The sequence below is a fragment of the Streptomyces sp. NPDC058579 genome (genome assembly GCF_042718575.1).
In the GTDB taxonomy this organism is placed as follows: domain Bacteria; phylum Actinomycetota; class Actinomycetes; order Streptomycetales; family Streptomycetaceae; genus Streptomyces.
On record NZ_JBHXPI010000001.1, the window covers coordinates 256073 to 280011 of the forward strand.

Annotated in this window: 24 protein-coding genes and 1 pseudogene; 15 read left to right on the forward strand and 10 right to left on the reverse strand. The window is 72.9% G+C overall.

The window, feature by feature from the left end:
* Positions 1-2: 2 nt before the first annotated feature.
* Positions 3-764, reverse strand: a complete 762-nt coding sequence (locus ACFWRO_RS01220) for a cobalt-precorrin-6A reductase (RefSeq protein WP_384503142.1) — start codon at positions 762-764, stop codon at positions 3-5.
* A gap of 21 nt (positions 765-785) precedes the next feature.
* On the opposite strand from ACFWRO_RS01220, the gene ACFWRO_RS01225 reads away from it, so the two are divergent.
* Together ACFWRO_RS01225 and ACFWRO_RS01230 are read left to right on the forward strand one after the other, a co-directional pair.
* A complete protein-coding gene (locus ACFWRO_RS01225; RefSeq protein WP_384503144.1) occupies positions 786-1913 on the forward strand; it encodes a cobalt-precorrin-5B (C(1))-methyltransferase in 1128 nt (375 codons plus the stop codon).
* Between the two features lie 79 nt (positions 1914-1992).
* Complete coding sequence (locus ACFWRO_RS01230; protein WP_100661309.1) at positions 1993-2067, forward strand: 50S ribosomal protein bL37; 75 nt, start codon at positions 1993-1995, stop codon at positions 2065-2067.
* 63 nt (positions 2068-2130) lie between these two features.
* Here ACFWRO_RS01230 and cobM read toward each other — a convergent pair whose 3' ends face one another.
* Positions 2131-2880, reverse strand: coding sequence for a precorrin-4 C(11)-methyltransferase (cobM, locus tag ACFWRO_RS01235; RefSeq protein ID WP_384503146.1), 750 nt, complete (start codon positions 2878-2880; stop codon positions 2131-2133).
* Positions 2877-4136 carry a precorrin-6y C5,15-methyltransferase (decarboxylating) subunit CbiE gene (gene cbiE / locus ACFWRO_RS01240; protein WP_384503148.1) on the reverse strand — a complete coding sequence of 420 codons (1260 nt, stop codon included), beginning with the start codon at positions 4134-4136 and terminating at the stop codon, positions 2877-2879. The genes cobM and cbiE overlap by 4 nt, the downstream gene beginning before the upstream one ends.
* A 225-nt stretch (positions 4137-4361) precedes the next feature.
* Between cbiE and ACFWRO_RS01245 the strand changes: the two genes are divergently transcribed.
* The 4 genes from ACFWRO_RS01245 to ACFWRO_RS01260 all read left to right on the forward strand — a co-directional run bounded on the left by ACFWRO_RS01245 (position 4362) and on the right by ACFWRO_RS01260 (position 7065).
* Positions 4362-5450: an LLM class flavin-dependent oxidoreductase gene (locus ACFWRO_RS01245; RefSeq protein WP_384503149.1), complete on the forward strand. Its 1089-nt coding sequence runs from the start codon at positions 4362-4364 to the stop codon at positions 5448-5450.
* Positions 5451-5487: 37 nt separating this feature from the next.
* The gene (locus tag ACFWRO_RS01250; RefSeq protein ID WP_384503151.1) at positions 5488-6114 is read left to right on the forward strand and encodes an FMN reductase; all 627 of its coding nucleotides are present in this window, start codon (positions 5488-5490) and stop codon (positions 6112-6114) included.
* 82 nt (positions 6115-6196) lie between these two features.
* Complete coding sequence (locus ACFWRO_RS01255) at positions 6197-6628, forward strand: universal stress protein (protein ID WP_384503153.1); 432 nt, start codon at positions 6197-6199, stop codon at positions 6626-6628.
* Between the two features lie 65 nt (positions 6629-6693).
* Complete coding sequence (locus ACFWRO_RS01260) at positions 6694-7065, forward strand: VOC family protein (RefSeq protein WP_384503154.1); 372 nt, start codon at positions 6694-6696, stop codon at positions 7063-7065.
* A 13-nt stretch (positions 7066-7078) separates the two neighbouring features.
* Here the strand turns inward: ACFWRO_RS01260 and ACFWRO_RS01265 are convergent, their stop codons facing one another.
* The 6 genes from ACFWRO_RS01265 to ACFWRO_RS01290 form a co-directional block, all read right to left on the reverse strand.
* Positions 7079-7945 carry an ABC transporter permease gene (locus ACFWRO_RS01265; RefSeq protein WP_384503156.1) on the reverse strand — a complete coding sequence of 289 codons (867 nt, stop codon included), beginning with the start codon at positions 7943-7945 and terminating at the stop codon, positions 7079-7081.
* A complete protein-coding gene (locus tag ACFWRO_RS01270) occupies positions 7942-8910 on the reverse strand; it encodes an ATP-binding cassette domain-containing protein (RefSeq protein WP_384503157.1) in 969 nt (322 codons plus the stop codon). The genes ACFWRO_RS01265 and ACFWRO_RS01270 overlap by 4 nt, the downstream gene beginning before the upstream one ends.
* A gap of 229 nt (positions 8911-9139) precedes the next feature.
* A complete protein-coding gene (locus ACFWRO_RS01275) occupies positions 9140-9520 on the reverse strand; it encodes a hypothetical protein (protein WP_384503159.1) in 381 nt (126 codons plus the stop codon).
* A gap of 122 nt (positions 9521-9642) precedes the next feature.
* Positions 9643-10077 carry a RidA family protein gene (locus tag ACFWRO_RS01280; protein WP_384503160.1) on the reverse strand — a complete coding sequence of 145 codons (435 nt, stop codon included), beginning with the start codon at positions 10075-10077 and terminating at the stop codon, positions 9643-9645.
* A gap of 95 nt (positions 10078-10172) precedes the next feature.
* Complete coding sequence (locus ACFWRO_RS01285; protein ID WP_384503705.1) at positions 10173-10646, reverse strand: RrF2 family transcriptional regulator; 474 nt, start codon at positions 10644-10646, stop codon at positions 10173-10175.
* Between the two features lie 68 nt (positions 10647-10714).
* Complete coding sequence (locus ACFWRO_RS01290; RefSeq protein ID WP_384503161.1) at positions 10715-12127, reverse strand: PLP-dependent aminotransferase family protein; 1413 nt, start codon at positions 12125-12127, stop codon at positions 10715-10717.
* A gap of 97 nt (positions 12128-12224) precedes the next feature.
* On the opposite strand from ACFWRO_RS01290, the gene ACFWRO_RS01295 reads away from it, so the two are divergent.
* From ACFWRO_RS01295 to ACFWRO_RS01330, 8 genes are all read left to right on the forward strand, one after another.
* Positions 12225-13034 carry an alpha/beta fold hydrolase gene (locus tag ACFWRO_RS01295; protein WP_384503163.1) on the forward strand — a complete coding sequence of 270 codons (810 nt, stop codon included), beginning with the start codon at positions 12225-12227 and terminating at the stop codon, positions 13032-13034.
* A gap of 38 nt (positions 13035-13072) precedes the next feature.
* Complete coding sequence (locus ACFWRO_RS01300) at positions 13073-13513, forward strand: hypothetical protein (protein ID WP_384503165.1); 441 nt, start codon at positions 13073-13075, stop codon at positions 13511-13513.
* Positions 13510-13956 (forward strand): hypothetical protein, encoded by a 447-nt coding sequence (locus ACFWRO_RS01305; protein WP_384503166.1) that lies wholly within the window; start codon positions 13510-13512, stop codon positions 13954-13956. The genes ACFWRO_RS01300 and ACFWRO_RS01305 overlap by 4 nt, the downstream gene beginning before the upstream one ends.
* A gap of 16 nt (positions 13957-13972) precedes the next feature.
* Positions 13973-14992, forward strand: coding sequence for an endonuclease/exonuclease/phosphatase family protein (locus ACFWRO_RS01310; RefSeq protein WP_384503168.1), 1020 nt, complete (start codon positions 13973-13975; stop codon positions 14990-14992).
* 17 nt (positions 14993-15009) lie between these two features.
* Positions 15010-15258 (forward strand): DUF2630 family protein, encoded by a 249-nt coding sequence (locus tag ACFWRO_RS01315; protein ID WP_384503170.1) that lies wholly within the window; start codon positions 15010-15012, stop codon positions 15256-15258.
* Between the two features lie 104 nt (positions 15259-15362).
* Positions 15363-17330, forward strand: a complete 1968-nt coding sequence (locus ACFWRO_RS01320) for an FUSC family protein (protein WP_384503172.1) — start codon at positions 15363-15365, stop codon at positions 17328-17330.
* Positions 17331-17603: 273 nt separating this feature from the next.
* The gene (locus ACFWRO_RS01325; protein ID WP_384503173.1) at positions 17604-19076 is read left to right on the forward strand and encodes an APC family permease; all 1473 of its coding nucleotides are present in this window, start codon (positions 17604-17606) and stop codon (positions 19074-19076) included.
* A gap of 130 nt (positions 19077-19206) precedes the next feature.
* Positions 19207-20208, forward strand: a complete 1002-nt coding sequence (locus ACFWRO_RS01330; RefSeq protein ID WP_384503174.1) for a hypothetical protein — start codon at positions 19207-19209, stop codon at positions 20206-20208.
* 43 nt (positions 20209-20251) lie between these two features.
* On the opposite strand, the gene ACFWRO_RS01335 is transcribed toward ACFWRO_RS01330, so the two are convergent.
* Complete coding sequence (locus tag ACFWRO_RS01335) at positions 20252-22327, reverse strand: PhoX family protein (RefSeq protein WP_384503175.1); 2076 nt, start codon at positions 22325-22327, stop codon at positions 20252-20254.
* 320 nt (positions 22328-22647) lie between these two features.
* On the opposite strand from ACFWRO_RS01335, the pseudogene ACFWRO_RS01340 reads away from it, so the two are divergent.
* Positions 22648-23939 (forward strand): annotated as a pseudogene (locus ACFWRO_RS01340) (hypothetical protein); the annotation flags it as partial.

Here is a 23939-nt window from a genome sequence, read left to right on the forward strand (position 1 = left end):
CCTCAAGGCCGAGGGCCGAGCCCGCGCACCCAGACGGCCGCCTCCTCCACGGAGGCGGCCGTTTCCACGCCCTCGGGGACGGGCGGGCGGCGGACCACGATCACCGGGATGCCGGCCTCGCGGGCGGCCTGCAGCTTGGGGGCGGTGGCGGCGGCGCCGCTGTCCTTGGTGACGAGGACGTCGATGCGGTGCGACCGGAGGAGCTCCCGCTCGCCGTCGAGGGTGAACGGCCCCCGGTCCAGAAGGACTTCGGTGCGGGCGGGCATCGGGGGCTCGGGGGCGTCGACCGACCGCACGAGGAACCACTGCGGGCAGTCGGCGAAGGCGGCGAGCCCCATGCGCCCGGTCGTCAGGAAGACACGGTCCCCGAGCTCGTCGAGCGCGCGGGCCGCCTCCGCCAGGGAGCCGACCGGGTGCCAGTCGTCGCCGGCCCCCGGGACCCAGCCGGGGCGGCGCAGGGCCAGCAGGGGAACATGGGCGGTGGCGGCCGCTCGGGCCGCGTTGAAGCTGATCCGCTCGGCGAAAGGATGGGTGGCGTCGATGACCGCGTCCACGGCGTGCGCGCGCACCCACTCCACGAGCCCGTCGACGCCGCCGAACCCGCCGATCCTGACCTCCCCGGCGGGCAGCCGGGGCGCGGCGACCCGTCCGGCGAGTGAGCTGGTCACCCGTACAGTGCCGCCGTCCGTGCCGTCCTCCGTGCCGTGCAGGCGCTCGGCGAGGGCGCGGGCCTCGCTGGTCCCGCCGAGAATGAGTACGTGCACGGGAACCACGGGAGTCCCTTCGTGAGCGCGGGCGGCGGGCGTGACGCCCAACTCAAGCACACCGGTCTGCGGCCCGGCTGGACGACCGGTGCCTGCGCGACGGCGGCGACGACGGCCGCGTACACGGCGCTGCTCACCGGCGACTTCCCCGACCCGGTGACGATCACGCTGCCGAAGGGCCAGCGGCCCGCGTTCGCGCTCGCGGCGGAGGAGCTGTCCGGCGGCGCGGCGATGGCCGCGGTCGTGAAGGACGCGGGCGACGACCCGGACGTCACGCACGGCGCGCTGATCCGCTCGACGGTACGGCTCCTCCCGGCCGGCTCCGGCGTCGTCTTCAAGGCCGGTCCCGGCGTCGGCACGGTCACGCTGCCCGGTCTGCCCCTGGAGGTCGGCGAACCCGCGATCAACCCCGTCCCGCGCCAGATGATGCGCGAGCACGTGGCGGAGGTGGCGGCCGCGCACGGGGGCGGCGGCGACGTGGAGATCACGGTCTCCGTCGACCACGGCGAGGAGATCGCCCGCTCCACGTGGAACCCGCGGATCGGGATCCTGGGCGGCCTGTCGATCCTCGGCACGACGGGCGTGGTCGTCCCGTACTCCTGCTCGGCGTGGATCGACTCGATCCGCCGGGGCGTGGACGTGGCGCGCGCGGCGGGCCTCACGCACGTGGCGGGCTGCACCGGCTCCACCTCGGAGAAGACGGTGGCGACGCTCTACGACCTCCCGGAGATCGCCCTGCTCGACATGGGCGACTTCGCGGGCGCGGTCCTGAAGTACATCCGCCGCCACCCGGTCGACCGCCTCACGGTCTGCGGCGGCTTCGCCAAGCTCTCCAAGCTGGCCGCGGGCCACCTGGACCTCCACTCCGCCCGCTCCCAGGTCGACAAGTCCTTCCTCGCCGACCTGGCCCGCACGGGCGGCGCGTCCGACTCCCTGGCCGAGGAGATCGCCGCCGCCAACACCGGCCTGGCGGCCCTCCGACTCTGCGAGTCCGCCGGCGTCCCCCTGGGCGACCTGGTGGCCACCCGCTCCCGCGACGAGGCCCTCGCGGTCCTGCGCGGCGCCCCGGTCGCGGTCGACGTCATCTGCATCGACCGCGCGGGCACGGTCGTCGGCCGCTCGACACCGGCGGGGCCCAGCAGCGGCTGACATGCGCCGCCCTGCCCTCGAACCTAGGCTTTCAGGACAGAAGGGCATAAGGGTAGAAACCCTACTGAAAGGGAGTCCCATGGCGAAGCGTGGCAACAAGAGGCGGGCGCGCAAGAAGAAGAAGGCCAACCACGGCAAGCGGCCCAACGCCTGAGCCGCCCGTCGAGTCGACGCCTTGCGGAGGCCGGGTCCCGTCACGGGCCCGGTCTCCGTCGGTTCAGCAGGTGTGTCGGTCGCGGGCCGGGTCGTAGAGGTGGCTGTCGCGGAACTGGGAGGCCGCCAGGGTGCGGCCGACCAGGATGACCGCCGTCTTCGTGATCCCCGCCGCCTTCGTCTGCTCCGCGATGTCCGCCAGGGTGCCCCGCAGCACGACCTCGTCCGGGCGGCTGGCCATCGCCACGACCGCGGCCGGGCAGTCCGTGCCGTAGTGCGGCTCCAGTTCGGCGACGACCCGGTCGACGTAGCGGGCCGCCAGGTGGAGGACGAGCAGCGCGCCGCTGCGGCCGAGGGTCGCCAGGTCCTCGCCCTCCGGCATCGGGGTCGCCTGCTGGGCGATCCGGGTGAGGATCACGGTCTGGCCGACCGTCGGGACGGTCAGCTCGCGCTTGAGCGCGGCCGCTGCCGCCGCGAAGGCCGGGACGCCCGGCACGACCTCGTACGGGATGTCCAGCGCGTCCAGCCGTCGCATCTGCTCCGCCACCGCGCTGAAGACCGACGGGTCGCCCGAGTGCAGCCGCGCCACGTCCTGGCCCGCCTCGTGGGCGCGGACGAACTCCGCCTCGATCCGGTCCAGGTCCAGGTCCGCCGTGTCCACCAGGCGCGCGTCCGGCGGGCACTCGGCGAGCAGCTCGCGCGGCACCAGGGAGCCCGCGTACAGGCACACCCCGCAGGACGCCAGCGTGCGGGCGCCCCGCAGCGTGATCAGGTCGGCCGCTCCCGGGCCCGCGCCGATGAAGTAGACGGTCATGCTCCAGCTCCTGCTTTCGTTACGGACCACTGCGTGACCGGCATCGCCTGCCGCCAGCCGGTGAAGCCGCCCACCGGGACGGCTTGCGCGACGGCCAGCCGGACCAGCTCCCCGCCGTGCTCGCCGTACCACCGCGCGAGCAGCGCCTCGGACTCCAGCGTCACGGTGTTCGCGACCAGCCTCCCGCCCGCGGGCAGCGCCGCCCAGCAGGCGTCGAGCAGGCCGGGGGCCGTCAGGCCGCCGCCGATGAAGATCGCGTCCGGGGCCGGCAGGCCGGCGAGGCCTTCGGGGGCCGCCGCCGTGACGACACCGAGCGCCGGGACGCCGAGCGCGGAGGCGTTGCGCGCGATCCGCTCAGCCCGCACCGGGTCCTTCTCCACCGCGACCGCCCGGCAGGAACGGTCCGTACGCATCCACTCGATGCCGATCGAGCCCGAGCCGCCGCCGATGTCCCAGAGCAGTTCCCCGGGCGCGGGCGCGAGCGCGGCGAGCGTCGCCGCGCGGACGTACCGCTTGGTGAGCTGGCCGTCGTGCTCGTACGCCTCGTCCGGCAGACCGGGTACGGCGCCGAGCCGCGGCGCTCCGGGGGAGCGGACGAGGTCGAGGGCGATCACGTTCAGGGGGTCCACCGGCCCCGCCTGCGGCCAGGTCTCCGCCGTGGCCTCGACCGTCCGCTCGCGGTCCGCGCCGAGCTGCTCCAGGACCCGCATCCGGGTCCCCCCGAAGCCCTTCTCGCGCAGCAGCCCCGCGACCTCCGCCGGGGTCGAGCCGTCCGCGCTGAGCACGAGGAGCCGGCGGCCGTCGTGCAGGGCGGCGGAGAGCCCCGCGAGGGGCCGGCCCACCAGCGAGACCGTCTCCACGGCCTCCCCGGCCCAGCCCAGGCGGGCGCAGGCGTACGAGACGGAGGAGGGGTGCGGCAGGACGTTCAGGCGCTCGGCGCCCACCGTCTCGGCGAGCGTGCGCCCGATCCCGTAGAACGTCGGGTCCCCGCTCGCGAGCACGGCCACAGAACGGCCCTCGTGGGCGGCGAGGAGTCCCGGCACGGCGGGCCGCAGCGGCGAGGGCCAGGCGACCCGCTCACCGGGGCACTCGGCGGCGGGCAGCAGATCGAGCTGCCGGGGGCCACCGATCAGTACCTCGGCGGAGCCGAGAACGCGGCGGGACCGCGCGGGAAGGCCGTCCCAGCCGTCCGCGCCGATCCCGACGACCGATATCGCGGCCGGTGCGGCCGGTGCGGCTGGAGGAACGGTGCTCACGTCGGCGAACTCTACGGGAGCCCCGGCGAGGCCCCTCGGGCCCGGCGGACCCCGGCGGACCCCGACGGGCCCCGACGGGCGGCCCCGGGTATACGGATAGCTATCCGGTACGGTGGAGGCGGCGAGGAACCCCGCGGAATACCGGACCCAGGTGCGCCGTTCCACGTGATGGTTTAAGATTCAACCACTAGCCCCGGGAAACCGCCCCAGCGAGAGGTGAGCACGATGCAGTTCGGGATCTTCACCGTCGGCGACGTGACGACCGACCCCACCACCGGCCGCACGCAGAGCGAGCACGAGCGGATCAAGAACACCGTCGCCATCGCGCTCAAGGCCGAGGAGGTCGGGCTCGACGTCTTCGCCACCGGAGAGCACCACAACCCGCCCTTCGTGCCGTCCTCCCCGACCACCCTCCTCGGGCACATCGCCGCGCGGACCGAGAACCTGATCCTCTCCACCTCCACCACGCTGATCACCACCAACGACCCGGTGAAGATCGCCGAGGACTACGCCACCCTCCAGCACCTCGCCGACGGCCGCGTGGACCTGATGATGGGGCGCGGCAACACCGGTCCCGTCTACCCGTGGTTCGGGCAGGACATCCGCCAGGGCATCCCGCTCGCCATCGAGAACTACGCGCTCCTCCACAGGCTGTGGAGGGAGGACGTGGTCGACTGGGAGGGCAAGTTCCGCAGCGCCCTCCAGGGCTTCACCGCCACGCCCCGCCCGCTCGACGGCGTCCCGCCGTTCGTCTGGCACGGCTCGATCCGCTCCCCCGAGATCGCCGAGCAGGCCGCGTACTACGGCGACGGATTCTTCGCCAACCACATCTTCTGGCCCAAGCAGCACACCGAGAAGATGGTCCGCCTCTACCGCCAGCGGTACGCGCACTACGGCCACGGCGCCCCCGAGCAGGCCGTCGTCGGCCTCGGCGGCCAGATCTTCATGCGCAAGAACTCCCAGGACGCCGTACGGGAGTTCCGCCCGTACTTCGACAACGCGCCCGTCTACGGCCACGGCCCCTCCCTGGAGGAGTTCACCCGCGAGACCCCGCTGACCGTCGGCTCCCCGCAGGAGGTCATCGAACGCACCCTGTCCTTCCGGGAGTACGTCGGCGACTACCAGCGCCAGCTCTTCCTGGTCGACCACGCGGGCCTGCCCCTGAAGACGGTCCTGGAGCAGCTCGACCTGCTCGGCGAGGAGGTCGTCCCGGTGCTGCGCAAGGAGTTCGCCGACCTGCGGCCCGCCGGCGTCCCGGAGACCGCCCCGCTCCACCCCGCCGTACAGCAGAAGCAGCAGAAGCAGCCCAAGTAGTCGAAGTAGTCGAAGCAGAAGCAGGAGGCCTGACACCATGCAGACCCTGAAGCTCGTCGCCGTGTCCGCCGGACTCAGCGCGCCCTCCTCCACCCGGCTGCTCGCCGACCGCCTCACCAAGGCGGCCGAGCAGCGGCTGATCGAGCAGGAGTACGTCGTCGAGGTCCAGGTGGTCGAACTGCGCGACCTCGCCGTCGACATCGCGAAGCACTTCGTGACCGGCTTCCCCTCCGGGCAGCTCCAGGCGGCGCTCGACGCGGTGACCGACGCCGACGGGGTGATCGCGGTGACACCCGTCTTCACCGCCTCGTACAGCGGTCTGTTCAAGTCCTTCTTCGACCTGATCGACCCGGCCGCGCTCACCGGCAAGCCCGTCCTCGTCGGCGCGACCGGCGGCACCGCCCGGCACTCCCTCGTCCTCGACCACGCGCTGCGCCCGCTCTTCGCCTACCTGCGGGCCCTCGTCGTCCCGACGGCCGTCTACGCCGCCTCGGAGGACTGGGGTTCCGGCGGCGACGAGTGGACGGACGGCCTGCCGTCCCGGATCGCCCGCGCCGGGCACGAACTCGCCGACCTGGTCGCGGCCCGGGGCCCGGCCGGGGACGAGGACGACGACGAGGTCGTGCCCTTCGAGCGGCAGCTCGCCGACCTGCGCCTGGATTGACCGTCTTTGTTACGTTGGGGGCGTCGGGGACGTCGAGGGCTGATGTGCCGTACGACGAGCCGCACAACGAACGGAGATCCACATGACCGGCAGGATCGTGGTGGGCGTCGACGGTTCGGAGCCGTCCCTGAAGGCGCTGCGGTGGGCGGCCGGGCAGGCCGCCCTCACCGGGGACGAGCTCCAGGCGGTGACCGGCTGGGAGTACCCGGCGTCCTGGGCGACGCTCATGCCCGGAGTGCCGCCGGAGTTCGACCCGGAGCGGCTCGCGAAGGAGATCCTGGACCAGTCCCTGGCCGAGGCGCTGGCCCCGGACATCGCCGCGACGGTCACCCGCACGGTCGTCAGCGGCAACCCGGCCCAGGCCCTGATCGACCAGGCCAAGGGCGCGTCCCTGCTGGTCGTCGGCGACCGCGGTTACGCGGGCTTCAAGGCGGCGGTCCTGGGCTCCGTCTCCACCAACGTGGCCCAGCACGCGCCGTGTCCGGTGGTCGTGGTCCGGGGCGAGCAGCTCTGAGAAGTCGCGGGCGCGGGTGACGGGTTTGCCGTGCGGCGAGGGCGCCGCGGGAGCATGATGCCCTCATGGACATCAAGCTGGAACTGATCGGCGTGCCCGTCACCGACATCGACCGGGCCAAGGCCTTCTACGAGCAGGTGGGGTTCAACGCCGACCACGACATCCCGGTCAGCGACGACATCCGTTTCGTCCAGATGACCCCGCCCGGCTCGGCCTGCTCGATCGCCTTCGGCAAGGGCATCACGGAGATGGCGCCGGGCTCCCTCGACAACATGCAGGTCGTCGTCACCGACATCGAGGAGGCCCACGCCGACCTCACCAAGCGCGGCATCGAGGTCAGCCCGATCGACGACCAGCCGTGGGGCTCCTTCGTCTACTTCGCCGACCCCGACGGCAACCGCTGGGCGGTCCAGCAGACCACTCCGCGCGGGAAATGACCGAGGCCGGTGCTCACTTGCGGTTGTAGAGCCGCATCGTGATCGCGCCGAAGACCACCACCAGCAGCGCCGACCACCCGAGCGACCAGGCGATGTCCGCCGCCGGCCAGTTCCCGGCCATCAACTCCCGTACCGCCGTCGCGAGATGCGACACCGGGCTGTTGTTCACGAAGGCCTGCAGCCAGCCGGGCATCGTCTTCGGGTCGACGAAGACGTTGGACAGGAACGTCAGCGGGAAGATCACCATCATGCTGACGCCCATGACGGACTTCTCGCTGCGCAGCAGCAGCCCGAACATGGTCCAGATCCACGAGAACGCGAACGAGAAGACCACGAGCAGCGCGACACCGAGCAGCACGCCGACCACTCCGCCCTCCGCGCGGTAGCCGATGATCATGCCGACGGTGAGCATCACCGCAGAGGCGATCAGATAGCGCACCACGTCGCCGAGGAGATAGCCGACCATCGGCGCGGGCCGCCAGATCGGCAGCGTACGGAACCGGTCGAAGACGCCCTTCTCGATGTCCGTGTTGACCGAGACACCCGTGTACATCGTGATCATCACGACGCTCATCACGAGGATGCCCGGCAGCAGGAACTGGATGTACGCCGAGACCGAGCCGGCCAGCGCGCCCCCGAAGAGGTACGTGTACATCAGCACCATCATGATCGGGAAGGCCGTCACGTCGAACAGCTGCTCCGGCACGTGCTTGATCTTCAGCATGGCCCGCCAGCCGAAGGTCAGCGACGCGGAGAGCGCGCTGGGGCGTGGCGGGCGGGACTGCCCGACGAGCAGCGCCGCGAGCTCGTCCGCCTTCGGGGCGACGAAGTCGAGGGTGTCGGTGGCCTGCGCGTCCTTGCCGGTGGTGACGGTGGTCATGCCGCCGTTCCTTTCCTGTCCGTCAGCGCCAGGAAGACCTCGTCGAGGCTGGGCTGACCGAGCCCGAAGTTGTCGACCGTGATGCCCGCCCGCGCCAGCTCCGACAGGGCCCGGGCCGCCTGCTCGGCGGCGCCCAGGTCCGTGCCGTGACCGTTCACGGTGGCGGTGAGCGCGACCGGGTCCGGGTCGAGCTGCACGGTGGCCTTGAGGGCCTCCCGGAGGACCCGCTCGGCCTCCGGGCGCTGCTCGGGGTCCCGGAGCCGTACGTGCACGGAGCCCGAGCCCACGGACGCCTTCAGCTCGCCCTTCGTGCCCTCCGCGATGACCTTGCCGTGGTCGATGACGGCGATACGGGAGGCCAGCTGGTCCGCCTCGTCCAGGTACTGGGTGGTGAGCAGGACCGTGGTGCCCTGGGCGACCACGGCGCGGACGATGTCCCAGACCTGGTTGCGGGAGCGCGGGTCGAGGCCGGTGGTCGGTTCGTCGAGGAAGAGCAGGTCGGGGGTGTTGAGGATGGACGCGGCGATGTCGATACGGCGCCGCATGCCGCCCGAGTAGTTCTTGATCTGCTTGTCGGCCGCCTCCGCGAGCCCGAACGCCTCCAGGAGCTGCCCGGAGCGTTCGCGGGCGGCGGGGCGGGTGTGGCCGAGGAGCCTGGCGAGCAGGACGAGGTTCTCGGTGCCGGTGAGGTCCTCGTCGACGGAGGCGTACTGGCCGGTGAGGCTGACGCGCCCGCGCACGGTGTCGGCGTCCTTGACGACGTCGTGGCCGAAGACGCGGGCCCGGCCGCCGTCGGGGCGCAGCAGGGTCGCGAGCATCTTGACGGCCGTCGTCTTGCCGGCGCCGTTGGGGCCGAGGACGCCGTAGACCGTGCCGGCCGGTACGCGCAGGTCGATCCCGTCGACGGCACGGTTCGTGCCGAAGACCTTGACCAGGCCCTCGGTCTCGATGGCGAGGTCGGTCATCCGCTGTCCCTCCCGCTGCCGGGTACGGGGCCGCTTGCCGGGTGCGGGCCCGCTCCGACCAGTCTCCGACGGTTCCCGCCGGGATGCCAGGGGGAACGCGTGTGCGTCGGGGCGGGGGGAGTGCCGGTTGGGCTCACATCAGGCCTGACCAGCGCCCCCCGACGGCCGCGCAGCGGAGGCGGCCCGGCCGTCGGGGCGGCGCCCGGGATGGCGCTCCTACGCCACGCGCCTAGGGCTCGTGCGTGTAGATGAGATAGAACGCGGAGACGCCGATGGCCGCCCCCACGATCAGGCCGAGAACCACCGCGGACAGGATGCTCACGTCGGACAGGCTGAACAGGAAGCCGATCGCGCAGCCGGCGAGCGCCCCCCAGGCCGCCGCGCGCACTTCGCGGAACAGGCCGCGGCCCCACGTCCGCAGCGCGTACACACCTCCCGCGAGGACGACCCCGCAGACCACTCCGAGCAGGACCTCGCCCCAGTTGATAACGCCTCCGGAGCGCTGGATGGCGGCGGCGTAGATGCCGTAGGAGAGGCCCAGCATCATGGGCAGGACCAGGCCGTGGGTGCTGAACTGCCGTCGCGTCGGTACCGCTGCGTGTGCGGCCATGGCAGGCGCTCCTTCGTGCTCGCCCCCTCACCCTCAAGGGCACACCCGGAGCGCCCGCCCCCGCAACCGGACGACGGACGGACCGACAGACCGACAGACCGACGGACCGACGGACCGACGGCTCAGCTCGTGGGCCGTACCGCGACCGCGTCGATCTCGAAGAGCATCCCGGGCAGCGCGAGCGCCGCCACGCCGCTGAGCGTCTGCGCGGGCAGCCGGTCACCGAACGCCCCGTGCAGCGCCTTGCCGAGGACCTCCAGCTTCGCGAGGTCGTGATCGACGATGTACGAGCCGAGGCGCACGACGTGCTCGAAGCCGAGCCCGGCGCCTTCGAGGGCGAGCCGGAGGTTGGTGAAGGCCAGCTCGACCTGGGCGGCGAAGTCCCCGGGGACGGGCGCGCCGGTCGCGTCGGAGGCGTACTGGCCGCCGATGAAGACGAGTTCGCCGGGCGCGGAGACGGCGTGGCTGTAGCCGAAGGGGGACGGGTCGTGGAGGGTGCCGGGGTTGGTGATGGTGCGCTGGTCGGTGGCCGGAGTGGTGGTCGTACCTGTGGTCATGAGGTGTGCTTCCTTCCGGAGAGTGGGGCCGCCGGGCAGGCGGCCGGGGTGGAGCACGGCGCTCAAGCGGCACTCAAGCGGCGCGCGGATGCCGCTCAGACGTTCGCGAACCAGCGGCGGATGGTGTCCGGGGCGGACGGCGCCTGGCGTTCCGCCTGTTCCCGTACGCCGTCCAGCGTTCGGGCCGCCAGTTCCCGGCGCCAGGCCAGCTCCGCGGCGCCCATCGCGCCCGCGATCGCGCACTCGGCGGCGTACGCGTCCGGCGGGCCCGCGCCCGGGCCCTGTTGCCGGATCTCGCCGCAGCGGAACGCCTCGTCCGGGCCCTCGATCGCCGTGACGACGTCCATCAGGGTGATCCGGTCCAGCGGTCGCGCCAGCCGGAAGCCGCCCTTGGGCCCGGAGGTGGAGCTGAGGATGCCGGCCCGGGTGAGCGCCTGGAGCTGCTTGTTGAGGTAGGCCGCGGGCAGCTCGTGGTACGCGGCGAGACGCGCCGCCGTCACCGCCCGATCCGGCCCGATCCAGGCGAGGTTGAGACAGCTGTGCAGCGCCCACTCGACGCCCTCGTTCATCCTCATATCCTGGATATTAGATATCCAGGATCCCTCCCGCAACCCGAATTGCCTCCCGCAGCCCCGAACTACTCGTGCCGCAGCCCGCTCCCGTCCGGACCCCGCTCCACCAGCTCCGCAAGGCGCGCGAGCGCCCCCGCCAGGACCGGGAGCGGAGGCGACGCAAGGCCCACCCGGACCGCGTCCGCCGCGCCCCGCGCGAGCCCGCGCCGCGATGCCGGCCTGCCCACGCCTCCACCCCCGCGCCCGCCGTCGACCGCGAACGAGGGGCCCGGGGTCAGGGCGATGCCACGCTCCGCCGCCGCGGCCACGAAGGTCTCCGCGCGCCAGGGCGCCGGCAGCTCCCACCAGCAGTAGTACGCGTGCGGCGAGGTACGGATCCGGTACGGGCCCAAGTGCCGCAGCACCAGCGCGTGCCGGGCCGCCGCGTCCGCGCGCTTCGCCGCCACGAGCGCGTCGACCGTGCCGTCCGCCGCCCACCGCGTCGCCGCCGCGAGCGCGAGCCCGCCCGCCGTCCACGCGCCCGAGCGCAGCGCCCGCGCGAGGTCCTCGACCATGGAAGGTTCCGGCGCGACCAGGTGGCCGACGGTGAGCCCGGGCGCGAGGCGCTTGGAGAGGCTGTCCACGAGCACCACGCGCTCCGGGGCGTGCGCGGCGAGCGGCGCGGGGGCGTCCGGGACGAGGAACGCCCAGGTGGTGTCCTCGATCGCGGTGAGCCCCGACTCCCGCAGCACGTCCGCCAGTTCGGCCCTTCGCCCCGGACTCGCCGTCAGGGAGAGCGGGTTGTGCAGGGTCGGCTGGACGTACACGGCGGAGAGCGGGCCCGTGCGGTGGGCCGCCGCCAGCGCGTCCGGCCGCATCCCCTCCCCGTCGAGCCCGATCGGCACAAGCCGTACCCCGAGTCGCTCCGCCACCGTCTTGACCAGCGGATACGTCAACGCCTCGATGCCCAGCGAGCCGCCGGGCGGTACGAGCGCGGAGAGCGCCGCCGCGATGGCCTGGCGGCCGTTGCCCGCGAAGAGCACCCGGTCGGGGTCGGGCGCCCAGCCCGGCCGCGCGAGGACCCGCGCGGCGGCGGCCCGCGCCTCCGCCGTACCGGTGGCCGCCGCCGGACGGCTGGTCTCCTCGCCCAGGACGTCGGCGCGGGCGAGCGCCGTGAGCGCCCGCGCCATCAGCTCCGACTGCCCTTCCGCCACCGGGTAGTTGAGCTGGAGGTCGACCGGCGCGTCCCCGGTCGCCTCGGCGAGCGCGAGCGCGGCGCCCGGCGGCGGCGGAGCCGCGCGTACGAACGTCCCGCGCCCCACCTCGCCGACGACCAGACCGCGCCGCGCGAGCTCTCCGTACACCCGGATCGCCGTGGAGTTGGCGATCCGGTGGCGGCGCGCGAGCACCCGCTGCGGGGGCAGCCGGTCGCCGGGGCGCAGCCGCCCGTCCGCGATCCGCCGCGCGAACAGATCGGCGATCCGCCGGTACTCCTCCACCGCTGTGCCTCCCTCGCATGAAGCTCATCGCACTTCATTGCACCGAGAGCAAAGGATCTCATTGCACCGAGGACGAGCCTCTGCCTAGCCTCTGACCATGCCTTCCGCAGAGATCAACGGACTCACGATCGGCTACGAGGACCAGGGGCCCCATGGTCCCCAGGGCTCAGGCCCCGCGCTCGTCCTGGTCCACGGCCATCCCTTCGACCGCTCGATGTGGCGGCACCAGATCGACCGCTTCTCGGCCACGCACCGCGTCGTCGCCCCCGACCTGCGCGGCTACGGCGCCACCACCGTCGTCCCCGGCACCACCCCGCTCTCCGTCTTCGCAGGCGACCTCGCCGCGCTCCTGGACCACCTGGGCGTCGAGGAGTTCGTGCTCGGCGGGCTCTCCATGGGCGGCCAGATCGTCATGGAGTGCTACCGCCTCTGCCCCGGCCGGATCCGCGGCCTGGTCCTCGCCGACACCTTCCCCGCCGCCGAGACCGAGGAGGGCAGGGCGGGCCGGTACGCGATGGCCGAGCGGCTCGTCCGCGAGGGCATGCGGGGGTACGCCGACGAGGTCTTGGACCGGATGGTCGCCCCGTACAACACGCACGCAGCGCCCCACGTCCACCGGATGATGCTCGGCACCGACCCGGAGGGCGCGGCGGCGGCGCTGCGCGGCCGCGCCGCGCGCCCGGACTACCGCGCGCTGCTCACCACCGTCTCCGTACCGGCCCTTGTGGTGGTCGGCCGGGACGACGCGTTCACGCCGGTCGCGGACGCGGAGGCGATGCACGCGGCGCTGCCGCACTCCACGCTCGTGGTCGTCGAGCGGGCGGCGCACATGCCGAACCTGGAGCGGCCGGAGGAGTTCGACGCGGCGCTCACGGCCTTCCTCGACTCACTCGTTCGGCCCAGCTGAACAGGTCGCTCCCGGGAGAGCGCCCGGACGATGGGCCCATGAGCCAGAACACCGCACCTCCCCGCAGACAGAACACCGGTTCCGGCGGCGCTTGGGCGTCCGGCGGCACCATGTTCGCCGGTGTCCTCATGCTGGTCATCGGCGTCCTGGACATCCTCCAGGGCATCGCCGCGATCGCCGAGGACGACGTCTACCAGCGCGTAGGCGACTACGTCTTCAAGTGGGACCTGACCGGCTGGGGCTGGGTCCATCTGATCCTCGGCATCCTCGTCGCCGCCGCCGGCGCCGGGATCCTCAAGGGCTCCGAGTGGGGGCGGGTGGGCGGCATCACCCTTGCCTCCCTGAACGTCATCGCCCAGTTCATGTTCCTGCCGTACCACCCGTGGTGGGCGCTGTTCTCCATGGCCATCTCGATCTTCGTGATCTGGGCCCTGGCCACGGACGACACCTCCTTCGGCAAGGACAGGGACAAGGTGTGACGCGTATCCCCACCCGCACCCGAGCCCTCGCCACCACTGCCGCCGTCCTCCTCGCCCTGGCCGTCACCGGCTGCACCGAGGAGGACAAGCAGAAGGCGGGCGACATCGTCTCCTCGGCGACGGCGGCCGTGGCCTCGGCCGCCGAGGAGAAGATGAACCAGGTCAAGGACGGGGTGAACGCCACCGAAGAGGTGAAGGCGGGCGCCACCGAGACGGACGGCGACCGGACCACGGCCGAGATCACCGCGACCAACCCGCAGGACAAGAACGCCGACTACACCGTCATGGTCAACTTCCGTGACGACGGCGGGAACCTGCTCGACGCCGTCGTCCTGAACATCGACGGGGTCGAGCCGGGCAAGTCCAAGACCGGTACGGCGCGCAGCAACCGCACCCTGTCGGGCACGACGACGGCCGAGGTGGCCCAGGCGCTGCGACACTGACTGCGACACTGACGGAGTGGAGCAACTCCTGGCAGCTCACCCGTCCTCCGTGCCCGAACCCGCCCCGACGACCCCCCGGCCCAGGCGCCGCGTCGCCGCCTGGGCCGCCGGTCTGCTCGTGGCCGTGCCGACGGTGGTCACCGGCTGCCGGCTCCTCGACACCGACGCGCTGACCCCCGTACCGCAGGCGCTGTCGTTCCTGCCCTGGCTCACCGTCCCGGCCGCGCTCGCGGCCCTGCTCGCCCTGACGGCCCGGCGCCGCCTGCTTGCCGCCTGGTCGGTGCTCGTCCTCCTGCTGACCGCCTGGTTCACGCTCCCGTACGGCCCGGACACCACGACCGCCCGCGGCCCGGTCGTCGAGCGGCTGCGGGTGCTCGCGGCGAACGTCGAGTTCGGCGAGGCGACGGACGCGCTCGTCGAGGCGGCCCGGCGGGAGCGACCGCAGCTCGTGTACGTCTCGGAGTGCGACCCCGCGTGCGTCCGCACCCTCACCGGAGCCCTTGGCGCGAGCCTCCCGCACCGGGCCGTGGTGGACGGCGAGGGCTCGACGGGCTCGGTGATCCTCAGCGCGTACCCGCTGACCGCACGGCCCCCGATCCCGGCGGCGATGGGCATGCCGGGCGCCACGGCCCTGATCGGGGGCCGGAGCGTCGAACTGCGCCTCGCGCACCCGCTGCCGCCGATCCCCCGGCAGGTCGGGGCGTGGCAGCGCGAGCTGGGGCGGGTGGCGGACTTCGCGGGCGCCGCGCACCGCGCGGGCGGCCCGGTGCTGATCGCCGGCGACTTCAACGCCTCGCAGGACCACGCCGCCTTCCGCGCCGTCCTCGACACGGGCCGGCTCCACGACGCGGCCCGCCTCGCGGGCGCCGCCCGGACCCCGACCTGGCCGCGCGAGCTGCCCCTGCCGCCGTACGTCCAGATCGACCACGTGCTGGTCAGCGACGACTTCCGGGTGCGCGGAGCCCGCTTCCTCGACCTGCGGGGCTCGGACCACCGGGCCGTACTGACCGCTCTCGACCTGCATGCGGGCCGCTGATCGGCCACGCTGGACTTATGGACCACGTGCACGACGACCAGCAGATCCTGGCGAACATCGGCACCCTCGTCGAGGAGGAGCGGGCGCTGCGGCAGCGGATGGGCGGCCTCCTCCCGGAGGAGCTGACCCGCCTCGCCGAGCTGGAGGTCCAACTGGACCAGGCGTGGGACCTGTTGCGCCAGCGCCGCGCGAAGACCGAGTTCGGCGAGGACCCGGACACAGCCGCCGTCCGCCCGGCGGCGGAGGTGGAGGGCTACCGCAACTGACGGCCCCCGCTCCCGCAACGAGACCTACGAGACCTACGGGAACGGCTGCCCCCAACTCGGGGCGAACCGCCATAACCCGCGCACCGCCCGCGTACCGTGACCCCATGGCACGCCCCGGACGCCTCACCCCGCCCACCTGGCTCACCGCAGGCCTGCGGCCGGCGCCCGCGCCGATTCCGTGGGCGGCCGTCGCACGTGCCTCCGTCGCGCTGTCCGCGCCGCTCGCCGTGGGCCTCGTCGTCGACGAGCCCGTCTACGGGGCCCTGGTCTCCATGGGCGCGCTCTCCGGGGTCATCGGGGACACCGCCGACGCGTACCGGATGCGGTTCTACAACATCGCCGTCCCCCAGCTCTTCGGCGCCCTCGGCGTCACCCTCGGCAGCCTCGTGTACGGCTACGGCTGGCCGGCCGTCGTCGTGCTCACGCTCATCGCGCTCGTCTCCGGGATGATCTCCTCGATCGGCGCGGTCGCCTCCGTGTCCGGGCTGCTCCTGCTCCTCAACGCGGTCGTCGGCGCCGGGCTCCCGATGCCCGAGCCCTGGTGGAAGCCGCCGCTCCTGCTGGCCCTCGGCGGCGCCGTCGTCCTCGTCCTGACCCTGCTCGGCTGGCCGCTGCGCGGCCTCGCCCCCGAGCGGACGGCCGTGGCCGGCACCTACCGGGCCGTCGCCGACGTCCTCGAAGCCGCCGGAACGACACCCGCGTACGAGGAGCGGCGCCAGGCCGTCACCACCTCGCTCAACCAGGCGTACGACCTCGTCCTCGCCCGCCGCGCCCGCGAGCACGGCCGCGCGCCGATCCTCGTCCGGCTGCTCGCCCAGCTCAACGCCGTCATCCCGCTCGTGGAAGCCGCCCCGGCCGCGCACATCGCCGCCGTCCGCTTCCACCGCCCGCTGCCGCCCGCGATCCCCGCCGCCGTGCGTGACCTCGCCGACGCCGTCGAGGAGGGCCGCACCGGCACCCCCGTCCTGGACCTCCCCCAGGCGACCCGGCCCGCCGAGAAGGCCGTCGACCACGCGCTGCGCCACGCGGCGACCGTCGTCCACAGCGCGGAGCCCAACCCGTTCAACGTGGACGACCGGCTCGGCCGCCCCGCCGCCCTGCGGGTCCGGGTCCGCCGAGTCGCCCGGGGCGTGCTGTTCTCCGAGGCATCCTGGCGGTACGGACTGCGGCTCGCGCTCTGCATCGGCCTCGCCCAGGCGCTGGTCTCGCTGATCGACGTACCCCGCTCGTACTGGGTCGCCCTCACCGTCACCTTCGTCATGAAGCCCGACTTCGGCTCCGTCTTCTCCCGGGCCGTGCTGCGCGCGTTCGGTACGGCCATCGGCCTCGTCACCGCCGCGCTCGTCCTCTCCGAGGTGCCGCGCGGCTGGTGGGACGTACCGGTGATGTTCGTGCTCGCCGGGCTGATCCCCGCCTTCTCCGCGAAGGGGTACGCCTTCCAGACCGCGGCGATCACCCCCGTCATCCTGCTGCTCTCCGACCTCCTCAACCAGCAGGGCTTCGACCTGGTCCTGCCCCGGCTCTACGACTCCCTCATCGGCTGCGGGATCGCGCTGATCGCCGGTTACCTCCTCTGGCCCGAGTCCTGGCACAGCCGCATCGGCGACCGGCTCGCCGACTCCGTCGCCGACACGGCCGCTTACGTGGCCCAGGCGTTCTGCGCGCCCGAGGAGGAGGACCCGGCCGCCCGGGTGCGGGCCCGGCGCAAGCTGTACCGCGACCTGTCGGCCGTACGCTCCGAGTTCCAGCGCGCCCTCACCGAACCGCCGCCGACCGGCACGGTCGCCTCCGCCTGGTGGCCGCTTGTCGTCGCCGTGGAACGGATCGTCGACGCGACGACCGCCGCCCGGGTCCGCGTGAACCACGGCGCCCCGCCGCCCGACCCGGCGGAAGTGGAAGCCGTGGAGCAGCAGTTGCGGGAGCTCGCGGACGGACTGCGCGGCACGGACGTGCTGGTGGAGGTACGGGCCGAACTGACCGGCGACGAGGAGGGGGCGCTGGCGCCGCTGCGCCAGGAGGTGAGCGCGGCACGGGCGATCGCGACACCCCGTGCGGCGGCTACGAAGGAGTGAGCGGAGGAGGACCGAGCCGCGAAGGAGCGAGCCGTACGGGATCGGCCGCTCCTCCCCTCCCAAGATCGACCCAAACGCCCCTACGGGGGCGCACCGATGCCCTTACCGGCGGTCACTGAACGGAACCCTCCATGCCGCCGTTACCGGAATCCGCCGGGGCGACTACGATGCGCTCGATTCACCTTGATCCGTGCCCGAACCGGCGAACAACTCACTCGACGAGCACGGTCACTTCGTCCTGCACCGCTCCCGTGCCCCCCAAGGACATCCGCCATGCGCACCACCACCGGCAGAGGGCTCCAGCCCAATGTCCTCGGGACCTTCGACACCATCGTCATGGCCGTCGCGGGCAGTGCGCCCGCCTACTCCCTGGCCGCCACCACGGCCGTGCTCTTCGGCGCGGTCGGCCTGGCGGGTCCCGCGGCGCTGCTGTACTGCGCGATCCCGATGCTCGGCATCGTCCTCGCCTACGCGCGCCTGGGCCGGATCGACGTCAACGCGGGTGCCGGATACTCCTGGGTGGGCCGTACCCTCCACCCCTTCCTCGGCTTCCTCTCCGGCTGGGCCCTCGTCGTCTCCGCGACGGTGTTCATGGTCGCCGGTTCGCTGCCCGCCGGAGCCCTGACGCTCTCCCTGATCGACCCCTCGCTCGCCGACAACACCCCGCTCGCCGCCGCCGTCGGCGCGGGCTGGTTCCTGATGATGCTGCTCGTCGTCCTCGGCGGCGCCCGGCTCACCGTACGGGCCCAACTGCTCATGTCGGGCGTCGAGATGCTCATCCTCGTCGCGTTCATCCTGGCCGCCCTGGTGCATCGGGGGCACGCGACCGCCTTCGACTGGTCCTGGCTCGGCTTCGGCCACTTCGACGGCCCGGCCGGCTTCGCCTCGGGCGCGCTGATCGCCGCCTTCTACTACTGGGGCTGGGACGTCACCAGCAACCTCAGCGAGGAGACCCGCAACAGCCGCCGTACGGCCGGCCTCGCGGCGCTCATCGGCGTCGGCGTGGTCTTCCTGCTCTTCGAGGCGTTCACGATCGCGGTCAACGTGCTCCTGACCTCCGACCAGATCCAGCAGGGCGGCGCGAACATACTCGCCGTCCTCGGCCAGGAGATCTGGCCGGGCGTCGGCGGAAAGCTGCTGGTCGTGGCGGTGCTGCTGTCGACGGTCGCCACTCTGGAGACCACCCTGATCCAGGTGACCCGCTCGCTCTTCGCGATGGGCCGCGACCGCACGATGCCGGCGGCGCTCGGCACCGTGCACCCCCGCTGGAACACCCCGTGGGTGGCGATCGCCGCCGTCGGGGGCGCCGCGCTGCTGATGTTCTGCGCGGCGGCGGCCGCAGGTTCGATGAACCGGATCCTGCGGGACGCGGTCTCGGCGATCGGCCTCCTGATCGCGTTCTACTACGCGCTCGCGGGCCTCGCGGCGGTCGTCGCGTACCGGAAGATGCTGCTGACGTCCGTACGGAACTTCCTGATCGGCGGCGTCTGGCCGCTTCTCGGCTCGGCGTTCATGCTGTGGGCCTTCGTCGAGTCCCTCAGCGAACTGTCGACGACGGCACGGGTGGTGGGCCTCGGCGGTCTGCTGGTGGGGCTTGTGCCGATGCTCGTGTACTGGCGCCGTGGCAGCGCGTACTACCGCCCGGCCCGGCTCGACGCGGCGCGGGCCCTGGCGGCGGCGGAACCGTTCGCGCCGAGCACGCCGAGGGCGCGCAGGGCGGACGAATCGCTGTCGACGGACTTCTGACGCGGCGGCTTTTGACGGGCGGCAGAAGCAACGCAAGCCCCAACTTCCGCCTCCTGCCTACTGGCAACTGGCAACTCGTATATCCGACTCCTGGCTTCTGACTTCTTCCGACTTCCGAGGGAGGACCTGGATGGCCGCACTCCGCCGATCGGCGCGCTCGGCACGATCGACCCGCTTCACGCCCGTCTTCGACCCCGACTTCGGCGACCGGGCGCTGACCGTGGCACGGCACGACATCGTCATCGGCCGCTGGCAGGGCGTACGGGACCTGCTGCGTGAGACGGGCGAGGACTGGGCGCGCCGGACGCACCGGGTACGGCTCCTCGCGCACGCGGCGGCGGGCAGTTCGGCGGTCGAGTCGTGGCGGGCGGCCGAGCCCGACAGCCCGGACGCGGCGGTGCTGCGGGCCGCGACCGAGGTGGTACGGATCTTCGACACGGCGATCGCGGCCGGTCGCGGCACGGTCGTGGACCGGGGGCGGGTCGACGCGACGGTCGACGCGTGCCTGCGGGCGGCGGAGGCGGCACCGGCCGACCCGATGCCGTGGGTCTCGCTGCTCTCGGTGGCGCGGCTGTACGAGGGCGGGGTGACGCGCCGCCAACTGCGGCAGTGGTTCGACGAGCTGCGGCACCGGGACCCGTACAACACCGAGGGTCACGCGCAGGTGATGCGGTACCTGTCGGCGCGCTGGCACGGGACGCACGGGGCGATGTACGACTTCGCGCGGGACGCGGCGGGCGTGGCGCCGCCCGGTTCGCCGCTGCCGGTCCTGGTGCAGGTGGCGCGGGTGGAGGAGTACCGCTACATCGCGGACGGCGCACTGGGGCGGGGCCCGGTGCGCGGGTTCGACCAGCACTGGAAGCACGAGCTGGCGGTGGACGAGCTGCGCCGCACGTACCAGCGCTGGATCGGCGGCCGGGAGCCGGGCGGGGAGGTGGCGCCTGAGGAGGTGCCGGACCTCAACTACCTGGCGCACGCGGCCTGTTATGCCGGCCAGGTGGAGGTGGCGCGGGAGGTCCTCGGGATGCTCGGAACGCGGGCGGCGTGGGTGCCGTGGGCGTATACGGGGGAGCCGGAGGAGCAGTTCACACGGTTCAGGGAGGGCTTGGGTCTTGGGGCGGGCCCGGTGTGAGGGGCGAGCGCCCCTCACACCGAGTGCCTCATCAGGACGGGACTCAGACGCCGATGTCGCGGCCGTCGCGGCGCCAGACGGAGACGACGGACGGGCGGACGATCTTGCCGGGTCCGTCGGGCCACTCCGACTTCGGGTTCTCGACGGACGCGCCGTCGAGCTCGCCCGGGTGCTGGACGGCGACGATGACGCGGCGGTCCTGGATGATCGGACCACAGGTCTCGGCGCCCTTGGGGACGGTCAGGAACTGCTTGAGCTCACCGCGCCGCTCGCCCTGGGTGGCGACACCGAACAGGCCGTCGTGCGAGCCGAGCTGGGCACCGTCGGTGGAGATCCACAGGTTGCCGTGCGGGTCGAACGCGACGTTGTCGGGGCAGGAGATCTGGGAGACCTTCTCCTTCGGGTAGCCCGCGAAGTACGTGGCCGGGTCGTTCGGGTCGCCGGCGACGAGGAAGAGGCGCCAGGCGAAGCCGTCGGAGGTCGGGTCGTCCCAGTTCTCGGCGAGCTCCAGGATCTGGCCGTGCTTGTTCAGGTTGCGCGGGTTGGCCTCGTCGGCGGGAGCCTTGCCGGCCTTGCCGCGGTCGGTGTTGTTGGTGAGCGCGACGTAGACGCGGCCGGTGCGGGGGCTCGGCTCGACGTCCTCGGGGCGGTCCATCTTCGTCGCGCCGACCTTGTCACCGGCGAGGCGGGTGAAGACGTACACCTCCTCGGCGGTCATGCCCTCGACGTGCGAGACGTTGCCGGTGGCCAGCGGGATCCAGACGCCGGAGCCGTCGAACTCGCCGTCGGAGGGGTGCTTGCCGGTGCCGTCGATCTGGGCGGCGGGGCTGTCGCCGGTCAGCTTGGCGACGTAGAGGGTGCCCTCGTCGAGGAGCGTGAGGTTGTGCTCGCGGGCGGCCCGCGAGTTGCCCTTCTTCATCCGCTTCGAGGAGACGAACTTGTAGAAGTAGTCGAAGCGCTCGTCGTCGCCCATGTAGACGACCGGGCGGCCGTCGTCGGTGAGGCGGGGCTGCGCGGCCTCGTGCTTGAAGCGGCCGAGCGCGGTGCGCTTGCGCGGGGTCGAGTGGGGGTCGTACGGGTCGAGCTCGACGACCCAGCCCTGGCGGTGGACCTCGTTGGGCTCCTGCTTGAGGTCGAAGCGCTTGTCGAACCGCTCCCACTTGCGCTCGGTGGCACCGGTGCCGACGCCGTAGCGCTTGTCGGTGGCGCTGGAGCCGTTGGCGAAGTACTGGTTGAAGTTCTCCTCGCCGTGCAGCGTGGTGCCCCACGGGGTGGTGCCGCCGGCGCAGTTGTTCAGGGTGCCGAGGACCTTGCGGCCGGTCGGGTCGACGGAGGTCTTCAGGAGCTCGGAGCCGGCGGCCGGGCCGGTCAGCTCGAACTCGCTGGTGGTGTGGAGGCGGCGGTTGAGCGAGTGCCGGGTGACGGGCGTGAGCTTCCCCGAGCGGCGCTCCTCCTGGACCACGACGACGGAGAGACCGTGGGCGGCCCAGGCGATCTCGACCTGCTCGCGGGTCGGGTTGGCGGCGTCGTACCCCCGGAACATCAGGATCTCGTCGGTGTACTCGTGGTTCGCGACCAGGAGCTGACGGTCCCGCTCCCCGTGGAGGGGGAGGAGGCTCAGGAAGTCGTTGTTGTAGCCGAACTGGCCGGCCTGCGCGGCGGCGGTCTGCTTGTCGGCGTCGAAGGCCGGGGCGCCGCGGAGGATGGGCTCGCCCCAGCGGATGACGACGTTCTGCTCGTAGCCGGTGGGGACGGTGACCTTGTCGGCGGTGTTGGGCGCGACGGGCGTGAAGCGCAGTCCGCGGGCACCGTCGGGGCGGTGGGCGCCCTTGGCGGCGGCGGAGGCGGCGTCGGAGTCGGCGCCGGGGGCGGCGACGGCCGGCGAGCCGCCCGAGCCGACGACGGCGCTGCCGGCGGCGGTGGCGACGGTCACGACGGCGGCGGCGCGCATCATGGAACGGCGGGAGTAGACGCCGGCTATGACGTCGCCGACGTACTCGTTGCCGCTGGTGTTGGGCACCTCGTGGAAGCAGGCGTCACCACAGCGGAACCGGCAGGTGAGGGCGGAACGGCCGCCTCCGTGCGGGTTGGTGCTCAGCAGCGGCAGCAGTTTGCGCACTTGGTCCTCCTCCGGCGCACAGTGCGCCGCCCCTTGGTCCCGACATGGTGTCGGGAATTGGTCCGGCGGTGACGTTATGTGCACACATCTGCACGGGGGCGGCGCGGAAGTGAACGCTGCATGAATGGGCAGGAACGGAGGTTCCTTCGGGGGCCGTTCACGGGCGTGGCGCGGGCCGCGCGGGGGCCAGGAAGGGTCGATTATGGGCCACCGAAGGCGCGACATTCGGGGCCGCTAACCTTACGTGTCCGCCCTGGCCAGGGATGATTCCTCCCAGTACGGACATTCACCGCACTCAACTCATGCGAAAGGCCTCGCCCATGGGCATTCGGAGCTTGCTGCGCAAGGTGTTCGGACGCGATCGCGCGGAACAGCACGCTGATTCCCCGGCAACCTCCGTCCCGCCCCAGGCCGGTGCGGAAGAGACCCGTACGGCGCCGGTGGCGGCGGGGGCGGTCGCTTCGGCGTCGGCTCCGGCGGCCGCTTCGGTGCCGGAGGCGGTGCCCGCTTCGGTGCCGGCGACGGAGGCGGTGGCTGCTTCGGTGCCGGCTCCGGCGGGCGGGGCGGCCCCGAAGAAGGACGCGGCCCAGCGTGCGGCGGACGACCTGGTGGCAGCCGCCTTCGACAACCCGAAGGTCCCGGCGGCGAGAACGGCGGAGGCGGAGACTGCGGTGGCAGCGGAGCCGGTCGCGGTGCCGGCGGAGCCGTCCGCGGCCGCGGACGAGGCCGTTGAGGTGACCGAGGCCGTCACCGAGCCGGCGAAGCCGGTCGCGCCGACGGCGGAGGTCGCGGAGGAGCCGCAGCCCGAGGCGACGGACGAGCCCAAGGCGGAGGCCAAGGCCAAGACGGAGGAAGCCACCGCCCAGGCGGAGGAGACCCCGTCGACCGAGCCGGTCACGGCGGAGCCGGAGACCGAGGCGGTCGAGGCGACGGGCGAAGCTGCGACCGAGGTCGAGGCGGAGCCGGAGGCTGAGGCCGAGGCTGAGGCCGAGGCTGAGGCCAAGGCCGAGGGAACCACCGCCCAGGCGGAGGAATCCCCGTCGACCGAGCCGGTCTCGGCGGAGCCGGAGACCGAGGCGGCCGCCGCCCCGGCGGAAGCAGAGCCGGTCGTCGCGGCGGCGGAGCCCGCTGCAGACGAGCAGGCCACCGCCACCGAGCCCGAGGCAACCGAGGCTGCCGCCAAGGCGGACGAGCCGGAAGCCGCCGCCCCGGCGGAGCCGCAGAACGACGAGCCCGCCGCCGACGTGGCGGAGGAGCCCGAGGCAGCCGAGGCGGAGCCGGTCGTTGCCGAGGAGCCCCAGGCCGTCGCGGCAAAGCCGGAAGCAGCCGTCACCGAAGAGCCCAAGGCAGCCCAGGCGGAGCCGAAGACGGCCACCACCAAGAAGGCCAAGGCCGTCGCAGCGAAGGCGGAAGCCGCCGACGCCGGACAGCCCGAGGCAGTCGCGGCGAAGCCCGAAGCCACCGTCGCCGAGCAGCCCGAGGCAACCGAGGCGAAGCCCGAAGCCACCGTCGACAAGCAGCCCGAGGCAACCGAGGCGAAGCCCGAAGCCACCGTCGACAAGCAGCCCGAGGCAACCGAGGCGAAGCCCGAAGCCACCGTCGACAAGCAGCC

Coding starts and splice junctions, on each gene's coding strand:
- ACFWRO_RS01320 (WP_384503172.1), top strand. CDS start 15,363: ATGGCACGCCCCGGACGCCTCACCCCGCCCACCTGGCTCACCGCAGGC.
- ACFWRO_RS01275 (WP_384503159.1), bottom strand. CDS start 9,520: ATGGCCGCACACGCAGCGGTACCGACGCGACGGCAGTTCAGCACCCAC.
- ACFWRO_RS01255 (WP_384503153.1), top strand. CDS start 6,197: ATGACCGGCAGGATCGTGGTGGGCGTCGACGGTTCGGAGCCGTCCCTG.
- ACFWRO_RS01270 (WP_384503157.1), bottom strand. CDS start 8,910: ATGACCGACCTCGCCATCGAGACCGAGGGCCTGGTCAAGGTCTTCGGC.
- ACFWRO_RS01280 (WP_384503160.1), bottom strand. CDS start 10,077: ATGACCACAGGTACGACCACCACTCCGGCCACCGACCAGCGCACCATC.
- ACFWRO_RS01315 (WP_384503170.1), top strand. CDS start 15,010: ATGGACCACGTGCACGACGACCAGCAGATCCTGGCGAACATCGGCACC.
- cobM (WP_384503146.1), bottom strand. CDS start 2,880: ATGACCGTCTACTTCATCGGCGCGGGCCCGGGAGCGGCCGACCTGATC.
- ACFWRO_RS01325 (WP_384503173.1), top strand. CDS start 17,604: ATGCGCACCACCACCGGCAGAGGGCTCCAGCCCAATGTCCTCGGGACC.
- ACFWRO_RS01285 (WP_384503705.1), bottom strand. CDS start 10,646: ATGAACGAGGGCGTCGAGTGGGCGCTGCACAGCTGTCTCAACCTCGCC.
- ACFWRO_RS01330 (WP_384503174.1), top strand. CDS start 19,207: ATGGCCGCACTCCGCCGATCGGCGCGCTCGGCACGATCGACCCGCTTC.
- ACFWRO_RS01250 (WP_384503151.1), top strand. CDS start 5,488: ATGCAGACCCTGAAGCTCGTCGCCGTGTCCGCCGGACTCAGCGCGCCC.
- ACFWRO_RS01245 (WP_384503149.1), top strand. CDS start 4,362: ATGCAGTTCGGGATCTTCACCGTCGGCGACGTGACGACCGACCCCACC.
- ACFWRO_RS01295 (WP_384503163.1), top strand. CDS start 12,225: ATGCCTTCCGCAGAGATCAACGGACTCACGATCGGCTACGAGGACCAG.
- ACFWRO_RS01300 (WP_384503165.1), top strand. CDS start 13,073: ATGAGCCAGAACACCGCACCTCCCCGCAGACAGAACACCGGTTCCGGC.
- ACFWRO_RS01260 (WP_384503154.1), top strand. CDS start 6,694: ATGGACATCAAGCTGGAACTGATCGGCGTGCCCGTCACCGACATCGAC.
- ACFWRO_RS01265 (WP_384503156.1), bottom strand. CDS start 7,945: ATGACCACCGTCACCACCGGCAAGGACGCGCAGGCCACCGACACCCTC.